Annotated in this window: 9 protein-coding genes, 1 tRNA gene and 2 pseudogenes; 10 read left to right on the top strand and 2 right to left on the bottom strand. The window is 64.5% G+C overall.

The window, feature by feature from the left end; all coding sequences use genetic code 11:
* Nucleotides 1-144: pseudogene (locus ILT44_RS31030) on the top strand (alpha/beta hydrolase); the annotation flags it as partial.
* Between the two features lie 467 nt (nucleotides 145-611).
* Here the strand turns inward: ILT44_RS31030 and ILT44_RS20280 are convergent.
* A tRNA-Ser gene (locus tag ILT44_RS20280) sits at nucleotides 612-701 on the bottom strand.
* Between the two features lie 265 nt (nucleotides 702-966).
* Here ILT44_RS20280 and rplU point away from each other — a divergent pair.
* The 5 genes from rplU to proB all read left to right on the top strand — a co-directional run bounded on the left by rplU (nucleotide 967) and on the right by proB (nucleotide 4,895).
* Nucleotides 967-1,359, top strand: coding sequence for a 50S ribosomal protein L21 (gene rplU / locus ILT44_RS20275; protein WP_204241429.1), 393 nt, complete (start codon nucleotides 967-969; stop codon nucleotides 1,357-1,359).
* 36 nt (nucleotides 1,360-1,395) lie between these two features.
* Nucleotides 1,396-1,662 carry a 50S ribosomal protein L27 gene (gene rpmA, locus ILT44_RS20270; protein ID WP_036355650.1) on the top strand — a complete coding sequence of 89 codons (267 nt, stop codon included), beginning with the start codon at nucleotides 1,396-1,398 and terminating at the stop codon, nucleotides 1,660-1,662.
* 181 nt (nucleotides 1,663-1,843) lie between these two features.
* Complete coding sequence (locus tag ILT44_RS20265) at nucleotides 1,844-2,494, top strand: GNAT family N-acetyltransferase (RefSeq protein WP_204241428.1); 651 nt, start codon at nucleotides 1,844-1,846, stop codon at nucleotides 2,492-2,494.
* Between the two features lie 254 nt (nucleotides 2,495-2,748).
* A complete protein-coding gene (gene obgE, locus ILT44_RS20260; protein ID WP_204241427.1) occupies nucleotides 2,749-3,783 on the top strand; it encodes a GTPase ObgE in 1,035 nt (344 codons plus the stop codon).
* Entirely contained in the window at nucleotides 3,780-4,895 is a 1,116-nt protein-coding gene (gene proB / locus ILT44_RS20255; RefSeq protein WP_204241426.1) for a glutamate 5-kinase, read from the top strand. The genes obgE and proB overlap by 4 nt, the downstream gene beginning before the upstream one ends.
* Nucleotides 4,896-5,000: 105 nt before the next feature.
* Here proB and ILT44_RS20250 read toward each other — a convergent pair.
* Nucleotides 5,001-5,809 (bottom strand): annotated as a pseudogene (locus ILT44_RS20250) (DUF72 domain-containing protein).
* Between the two features lie 130 nt (nucleotides 5,810-5,939).
* On the opposite strand from ILT44_RS20250, the gene ILT44_RS20245 reads away from it, so the two are divergent.
* The 4 genes from ILT44_RS20245 (at nucleotide 5,940) to rlmH (ending at nucleotide 8,823) form a co-directional block, all read left to right on the top strand.
* Nucleotides 5,940-7,181 (top strand): glutamate-5-semialdehyde dehydrogenase, encoded by a 1,242-nt coding sequence (locus ILT44_RS20245; RefSeq protein WP_372441195.1) that lies wholly within the window; start codon nucleotides 5,940-5,942, stop codon nucleotides 7,179-7,181.
* The gene (locus ILT44_RS20240) at nucleotides 7,178-7,834 is read left to right on the top strand and encodes a nicotinate-nucleotide adenylyltransferase (RefSeq protein ID WP_204241423.1); all 657 of its coding nucleotides are present in this window, start codon (nucleotides 7,178-7,180) and stop codon (nucleotides 7,832-7,834) included. Before ILT44_RS20245 ends, ILT44_RS20240 begins: the two co-directional genes overlap by 4 nt.
* 149 nt (nucleotides 7,835-7,983) lie before the next feature.
* Nucleotides 7,984-8,313, top strand: coding sequence for a ribosome silencing factor (gene rsfS / locus ILT44_RS20235; RefSeq protein ID WP_307826596.1), 330 nt, complete (start codon nucleotides 7,984-7,986; stop codon nucleotides 8,311-8,313).
* Between the two features lie 15 nt (nucleotides 8,314-8,328).
* Entirely contained in the window at nucleotides 8,329-8,823 is a 495-nt protein-coding gene (gene rlmH / locus ILT44_RS20230) for a 23S rRNA (pseudouridine(1915)-N(3))-methyltransferase RlmH (RefSeq protein WP_204241422.1), read from the top strand.
* The last annotated feature ends 3 nt before the right edge of the window (nucleotides 8,824-8,826 follow it).

Below are 8,826 nucleotides of genomic sequence, written 5' to 3'. Positions count from 1 at the left end.
GTCCCGATTGCCGACTCGGCCCTGCTCGCGGCCAAGCTCGTCAGGAACGGCACGCTCAAGGTGTATGAGGGTCTTCCGCACGGCATGTGCACCACGCACCCGGAGATCATCAACGCGGATCTTCTTGCCTTCATTCAAGGCTGAATGCGCCACGAGGCCCGTGATGGATCAAGGTCGAGACCTTACGTCTGGAGCCAAGGATCCGCGGTGCCCAAGATGACAATGAGAAGCTCGCCTTGCTTCGCGAGGCGGGCTCCTTCGCTACGACGATTCAAGTTTTGTTTGACTTCGAGGGCGTAGCTCGGTGTCTCTCGACGTTTGTCAGGCAAGGTCGCCTTCTGGCACATTGCAGACTTTGCTCAGAGTGCCACTCTCGAGCTGAATGCGGTCATTAGTCAAATCGACTGCACACGCAGCTGCCTATCCCTCACAACCGGACTGGGCGATCTTTAGGCGGAGAACAGAGGCAGAGTTGGAGCCATAAAAGCCCTCTTCGGTGCTCAGAAAATGCCTGCCAGAGAATGGCTGCCGCCGAATTCGCACAAGAAATTCGGCACTCAAAGGTAGAGGGCTATAAGCAGAAAACTCTGTAATATCATAGACTTAAATAGTGGCGGAGAGGGGGAGATTCGAACTCCCGATACGGTTGCCCGTATGCCGCATTTCGAGTGCGGTGCATTCAACCACTCTGCCACCTCTCCGGGGTGCGAAGGCCCTCAAGGCCCGCTGGTTGAGGCCGGGTGGATATCATGCGCTTGGCGGCGCTTCAAGCGTCAAAAGCAAGGTTTTTGATTGACAAAGACAAGGGGCGTCCGTAGATAGGCGTCCTCTATGAGCGGGCACGAGTGCCTGCCCATATCCATGCGGCAGCTTAAAGCCTGCCGTGAATCGAAGCCGGAAACTGCCAAAAAGCCAATCCGGTGGGGCTTGCCCTGCTGAGGTTTGGGTTTGAACACGAGGATCAAGATGTTCGCAGTGATCAAGACTGGCGGCAAGCAGTATCGCGTTGCCGCCAACGACGTCATCACCGTCGCCACGCTCGCAGGCGAGCCGGGCACCGCCGTCACGTTCGACCAGGTTCTCATGGTCACGAACGACGGCAGCACCCAGCTGGGTGCCCCTCTCGTCGAGGGCGTGACCGTGTCGGGCGAGGTGGTGGAACACACCCGCGGCGAGAAGGTCATCGCCTTCAAGAAGCGCCGTCGCCAGAATTCGCGCCGCAAGCGCGGGCATCGCCAGGATTACACCGTGGTGCGGATCACCGAGATCCTCGCTGGTGGCGAAAAGCCCAAGAAGGCTGCGGCCAAGAAGACCACCAAGGCTGCGGCTGACGAAGCTGCGCCGGCCACCGCTGAATAAGCGTCACGGCAACTGACAGGAACACGGGAGTAACCCATGGCTCACAAAAAAGCAGGCGGTTCGTCTCGCAACGGTCGCGACTCGGCAGGCCGTCGTCTGGGCGTCAAGCGTTTCGGCGATCAGCAGGTTGTCGCCGGCAACATCATTATTCGTCAGCGCGGCACCAAATGGCATGCCGGCGCGAATGTCGGCATGGGCAAAGACCACACCCTCTTTGCCACGGCCAATGGCCGAGTCCGATTCCTGACGCGTCAAGGCCGAGCCTTTGTATCGGTCGTACCGGCCCAAGAGGCCGCAGAGTAAACGGCGAGAGCGAAACGAAGGAGCTCCCGCCGGGCATCACACCGACCCGGCGGATGAAGAGCTCCAGACAGGCCCGAAAAGGCCAAGCTCCAATCCGAAACTGACAGGGGAGGTGGGATGTCCACCTCCCCTTCGTCATTTCCAGGGCCCAGGGAGGGCCCGACCGGATCGGAGCAAGACGATGTTTCCCGACCTCACCCGTGACGATGTTTTCCGCCTCGAGACCCGCAGCCTGTGGCTGCGCTGGGCCCGTCTTGCGGACACGCAAGCCATCGTACGCCTTGCCGGGGAGAAAGCGGTCGCGGAAATGACGGCCCGAATTCCGCATCCCTACCATCCGGACGATGCCGAGCGGTTCATCTTCCAGTCCCGGCGGTCCAATGCGGACGGCCAGGGCCTGCAGCTTGCCATCACTCCCAAGGGCAAGCCCAACAGCCTCATCGGCATGGTGGGCATCGGTCCGAGCCCGGAAACCGGCAAGCCCGATCTCGGCTACTGGCTCGGCACCCCCTACTGGGGCAAGGGCTATGCCACCGAGGCGACCCGCGCGCTGATCGACGCCTTCTTCGCCTATGGCGAGGAGGACGAGATCACGGCTTGCGCCCGGGTGATCAACCCGGGGTCCCGGCGGGTGTTGGAGAAGTGCGGCTTCGCCTATCAGGGCGCCGGGCTTTCCGAACTGCCGGCCCGGTGCGGCCTCTATCCGGTGGATCACTTCCGGCTCGACCGGCGCACCTGGGAGAGTCTGAAGGCCTGGGGCCAGACCGGCTTCGTGCGCGAGCCTCTCTCCATGGAGGTTGAGGTGGAGCGGGAGATGTCTCTCGCCAGCTAGAGCATCGGATCCAAAAGTGGATTTGCACTTTGGTGATCGAGTCGATGCTCCAGCTTAGATAAGCGCATCGTGCGGAAAACCGGATCCACTTTTCCGCACGATGCGCTAGCATCGAGGTGCTCCCGAACGCGTTCGGGAGCACTTCACTTTTGTCCGCGTTGCTTCCGCACGATCGACGTGAACGGCAGCATTTCAACCGCGAGAGCGGATCCGCTTTTGCGAAAACTGCTCCAGTCCCGTAAAGGATGCGGATTATGAAATTTCTCGACCAAGCCAAGATCTATATCCGCTCCGGCAACGGCGGTGGCGGCGCCATCTCCTTTCGCCGTGAAAAGTTCATCGAGTTCGGCGGGCCGGACGGCGGCGACGGCGGCCGCGGCGGTGATGTGTGGGCGGAATGCGTGGAGGGGCTCAACACCCTCATCGACTACCGCTACCAGCAGCATTTCAAGGCCAAGACCGGCGGCCATGGAATGGGCAAGAACCGGCATGGCGCCAAGGGCGCCGATGCGGTGCTGAAAGTCCCGGCAGGCACCGAGATCCTGGAGGAGGACGGCGAGACCGTCATCGCCGACATGACCCATGTGGGCCAGCGGGTGCTGCTGGCCAAGGGCGGCAATGGCGGCTTCGGCAACGCCTATTTCACCACCTCCACCAACCGGGCTCCGCGCCGGGCCAATCCCGGTCAGGAGGGCATCGAGCGCACGCTCATCCTGCGCCTCAAGCTGATCGCGGATGCGGGCCTCGTCGGCCTGCCCAACGCCGGCAAATCGACATTCCTGGCGACAGTCACGGCCGCGAAGCCGAAGATCGCCGATTACCCCTTCACCACGCTCCATCCGGGGCTCGGCGTCGTGCGGGCCTACGCCCGAGAATTCGTGCTGGCCGACATTCCGGGACTGATCGAAGGCGCGTCCGAGGGTGTGGGACTGGGCGACCGGTTCTTGAGCCATGTGGAGCGCTGCCGGGTGCTGCTGCATCTGGTCGAGGGCACGAGCGAGGATGCGGGCGAAGCCTACAAGACGGTTCGCCATGAAATCGAAGCCTATGGCCATGGCCTGGATGAGAAGCCCGAGATCGTGGCGCTCTCCAAGGCGGATGCCCTGGACGAGGACACGCTGAAAGACCAGCTCAAGAAGCTCAAAAAAGCCTGCAAGCGCACCCCTTACGTGATCTCCTCGGCCTCGGGCCTGGGTGTGCAGGAGGTGCTGCAGGCGCTCCTGACCGTCATCGATCAGGCTAAGGTCGAGGAAGAGCCGGCCCAGCCTCAGGAAGAGTGGCATCCGTGAGCCCGCAACTCAGCCAGTTCCGCCGCGTCGTCCTGAAGGTCGGCTCCGCGCTTCTCGTTGATCGGGCGCGCGGCCGGCTGAACCATGCCTGGCTTGCGGCGCTCGCCGAAGACATCGCCGATCTTCATGCCAAGGGCGCCGATGTTCTCGTCGTCTCCTCCGGCGCCATCGCCATGGGGCGAACGGTGCTGGGGCTGCCGTCCGGTCCGCTGCGGCTCGAGGAGAGCCAGGCGGCGGCGGCCGTCGGGCAGATCGCGCTCGCCCGCATCTGGTCGGAGGTTCTGGCCCATCACGGCATCACGGCGGGCCAGATCCTGGTGACGCTCGCCGATACGGAGCAGCGGCGGCGCTACCTGAACGCCCGCGCCACCGCCCTGAAGCTTCTCGAGATGCGCGCCGTTCCGGTGATCAACGAGAACGACACGGTCGCAACCTCCGAGATCCGATACGGCGACAACGACCGCCTGGCGGCACGCGTCGCCACCATGATCGGCGCCGATCTCCTGGTGCTGTTCTCCGACATCGACGGGCTGTACACGGCGCCGCCTGCCTCCGATCCCGATGCCGAGCACATCCCGGTGGTCGAGCGCATCACGCCTGCCATCGAGGCCATGGCGGGAGGCGCGGCCTCCGAGTTGTCGCGCGGCGGCATGCGGACCAAGGTCGAGGCCGGCAAGATCGCGACGGCCGGCGGCACGCATATGATCATCGCCGATGGCCGCACGAAAAATCCCTTGAAGCGTGTCACCGAGGGCGGGCGCTGCACCTGGTTTCTCACGCCGTCCAATCCCGTGACCGCCCGCAAGACCTGGATCGCGGGTGCGCTGGAACCGCGCGGCACGCTTTACGTGGACGAGGGCGCCGCGCGAGCGCTGCAGAGCGGCGCAAGCCTGCTGCCGGTGGGCGTGCGGCGGATCGAAGGTTCATTCCATCGCGGCGATGCCGTGACGATCAGCGATGGACATCGGGTCCTGGGCCGAGGCCTCGTGGCTTATGACGCGGATGAAGCCTCCCGAATCATCGGCCGCTCCAGTCGGGAGATTGAAGCCGCTCTCGGCTATCCCGGTCGCGCCGAGATGATTCACCGGGACGACATGGCGCTCAGTGACTAGCGCATCGTGCGGAAAAGTGGACCCGGTTTTCCGCAGACAACGATGCGCGTTTCAAAGAGTGGAGCATCGGACCCAAAAGTGGAGGCCACTTTTGGGTCCGATGCTCTAGTCCTCGCCCAAGAGGCTCCGCAGGGTCTGCGCGTCGCCGGGAGCTGCGCTCTTGATGTCGTTGTCGAAATAGACATAGACGCTGCGCTCGTTCCTGCGCCAATCTTTGATGCGGTGGGTCCAGTCCTGCAGGGTCTCGGCCGAGTAGCTGCCGGCATAGCGTCCATTGGTGCCATGCGCACGCACATAGACGAAATCCGCCGTGGCCTCCCAGGGCGCCGGCGCATCCGCATGATCGGAAATGCAGAGCGCCGCGTTGTGATCGCGCAGGATCCGGAAGGCATCCTCCTCGTACCAGCTCGATGGCGGAATTCGAAGGCGCAGCGTCGGTCTTGAGGCACGAGCGACAGGCAGCGCGCCACCCGCTCCCGTGTCTCGGCATCGGCCTTGAAGGTGGGCGGCAGCTGGAACAGGACCGGGCCGAACTTGTCGCCCAAGGCATTCATCCGGCCGAAGACCAGATCGATGCTCTCCTCGATCCCTTTCAGCCGCTTCATATGGGTGATGAAGCGCGAAGCCTTCCAGGCGAACAGAAACTGTTTCGGCGTGGCATCGTGCCAGGCCTGCACCGCCTGCTCGGTGGGAAGCCGGTAGAAGGAATTGTTGATCTCCGCCGTGTCGAAGCGCTGGACGTAGTAGGACAGGAAATCCTTGATCTTTAGGCGTGCCGGGTAGAAAGGTCCGTGCCAGGATCGGTAGTGCCAGCCCGAGGTTCCGATCCGGACCTCCGGCGCGGACAGGGCAGGGGAAACGGCACGGCTTGGCTCCGGCTCTGCCTGTCGTGCTATGGGTATCGATCGGGACATTTCCCCTGAAGGGGTCAGGGGCTGGGACTTGGACATGGACGACATTCGCGCCTTGATTGCAGAAGTGCTCGCTGACCACCTCAACGCGCCAGGTGCGACTTCGGTTGGAAACCCGGATTTTCCGGCTCTCATGAATGAACTCGGCCGCCGGGCACGGGCGGCTGCGCGGCGCGTGGCCCTGGCCTCCGCCGAGGACAAGAACACGGCCCTGCGGGCGATGGCGGGCTGCATCCGGGCACAGGCCGATGCGATCCTCGCAGCCAATGAGAAGGATCTGTCCGAGGCGAGGGCCAAAGGTCAGCCTGCCTCATTCATCGACCGCCTCATGCTGGACCCAAGGCGCCTCGAAGCCATCGCGGCTGCGGTCGAGAGCATCGCCGACCTGCCCGATCCGGTCGGGCGCGTGCTGGCGCGGTTCGAGCGCCCGAACGGCCTGCAGATCGAGCGCATGGCGACCCCGCTTGGCGTCATCGGCGTGATTTTTGAGAGCCGCCCCAACGTGACGGCGGATGCGGGTGCGCTCTGCCTCAAGGCCGGCAATGCCGCGATCCTGCGAGCCGGTTCGGAGAGCTTCCGCACGTCGCTGGCCATCGCCCAGGCGATGGGAGAGGGGCTGGAGCAGGCGGGCCTGCCCGCCGACGCGATCCGCCTCGTGCCGACCCGCGACCGGGAGGCGGTGGGCGCCATGCTCTCAGGCCTCGACGGCAACATCGACGTGATCGTGCCGCGCGGCGGAAAAAGCCTGGTGGCGCGGGTGCAGGAGGAGGCGCGGGTGCCGGTCTTCGCCCACCTGGAAGGGCTCAACCATGTCTACGTGCATGGCAAGGCCGATCTGGAGATGGCGAAGACGATCGTTCTGAACGCCAAGATGCGCCGCACCGGCGTCTGTGGCGCGGCCGAGACGCTCCTGGTTGACCGCGCCTGCGCCGGAACCCATCTGAAGCCCCTGATCGCCGCACTGATCGAGGCAGACTGCGCCGTGCGCGGCGACGAGGCCGTCCAGGCAGCCGATCCGCGCGTGACTCCGGCCACGGAAGAGGATTGGCGCACCGAATACCTCGACGCCATCATTTCCGTGCGGATTGTCGATGGACTCGACGAGGCCATTCGGCACATCGAGGCTTACGGCTCCCACCATACGGATGCCATCGTGACCGACGATCAGGCCGCCGCCGAGCGCTTCCTGGCCGAGGTGGACTCAGCCATCGTGCTCCACAACGCCTCCACCCAGTTCGCCGATGGCGGCGAGTTCGGCTTCGGGGCCGAGATCGGCATCGCCACGGGGCGCATGCACGCCCGCGGTCCCGTGGGCGTGGAGCAGCTGACCTCGTTCAAGTATCGAATCCGCGGCTCGGGCCAGACGCGTCCGTGAAGCCTTCGACATCCCGCTTCCGCATCAGGCCCTCGGGCCTGTCCCGTCTGCCGCGGGCTGTTCCCGGCATGCGGATCGGCCTCTATGGCGGGTCCTTCAACCCGGCGCATGACGGGCATCGCCATGTCAGCCTCATGGCCCTGAAGCGGCTCGGCCTCGACCGGATCTGGTGGATCGTCACGCCAGGCAATCCCCTGAAGGACACCGGCGAACTGGCGACGACCGCGATGCGGGTGGAAGAGGCCCGGCAGGTCGCAGACCATCCCCGCATCGATGTGACCGCCTTCGAGGAGGAGATCGGGGCCCGCTACACCGTGGACACCCTGGCCTATCTCAAGCGTCGCTATCCGAAGGTGCGCTTCGTCTGGATCATGGGGGCGGACAATCTGGCGAGCTTCCACCGCTGGCGGGGCTGGCGACGGATCGCCCGAATGATGCCGATGGCCATCGTCGACCGACCCGGCTGGACCCTCAAGGCCGTCCGCTCCCGCAGCGCCGCGGCCCTGTCGGCGAGCCGGGTCGCCGAGGCCGAAGCCAAGGCCCTGCCAGGGCTGAGGCCGCCCGCCTGGATCTTTCTGCATGGCCCCCGCTCCCATCTCTCATCCACGAAGCTTCGCCAGCTGCGGCGAACTTCTCCCATCAGAGGACGTTGAAAAATGGGGCCTTCCCGCATTATCTTAAGGGTCGGCACCCTTGAGTGCCGTTGAGAAAGGGTCTGAACCTGAACCGACTATCTTCCGTCGAAGCGGATGTTAACCCGCTTCCGCCTCTCTCCGGAGCGAATGCTCCGCACGATGAGGATATCCGGGCCGTTGCCCTGGCTTCCCTCGAGGACATGAAGGCCGAGAACACGGTCGAGATCGACTTGGCCGGAAAAACCTCGCTTGCCGACACCATGATCGTGACATCGGGCCGTTCCGACCGCCATGTCGGCGCCATCGCCGACCGCGTGATCAAGGACCTCAAGGACAAGGGGTTCGGGAATGCGCGCGTCGAAGGCCTGCCAGCCTGCGATTGGGTGCTCATCGATGCCGGCGATGTGCTGATCCACGTTTTCCGTCCCGAGGTTCGTGGCTTCTACAACCTCGAGAAGATGTGGGGCGCCGACCGCCCGCAGGACCGCGCCAGCTAGCATAAGGCTCTCATCGTGCGACTGAGCTTGCTGGCCGTAGGCCGTCTCAAGAGCGGCCCCGAGCGGGAGCTGGTCGAGCGATACAGGCAGCGGGTCGAAGGCATGGGCCGAGCCCTGGGCTTGGCCGGGTTCGATATTGTCGAGCTGCCCGAGAGCCGGGCGCGCCGGGAGGACGACCGGCGCGCGGAAGAGGCTGCAGCCTTGCTCGAGAAGGCCGGCTCCGCCGTTCTGATCGTTTTCGACGAGCGCGGCAAGAGCCCCTCCAGCGAAGCCTTCGCCGACCGAATCAGGCAATGGCGCGACGAAGGCCGGTCGGGAGTGGCCTGCGTGATCGGCGGCCCCGATGGCCTCGATCCCAAGCTGCGCCAGCGCGCCGATCTCGTCGTATCCTTCGGGGCGCTCACGATGCCGCACCAGATCGTGCGGGCGCTCGTGGCCGAACAGCTCTATAGAGCCATGACAATCATGGCCGGTCACCCCTATCATCGCGCCGGCCACGATGATTCCTGACGG

It is taken from the genome of Microvirga arvi (assembly GCF_016892765.1).
Lineage (GTDB): Bacteria > Pseudomonadota > Alphaproteobacteria > Rhizobiales > Beijerinckiaceae > Microvirga > Microvirga arvi.
This window is presented reverse-complemented; position numbering and strand designations above follow the sequence as displayed.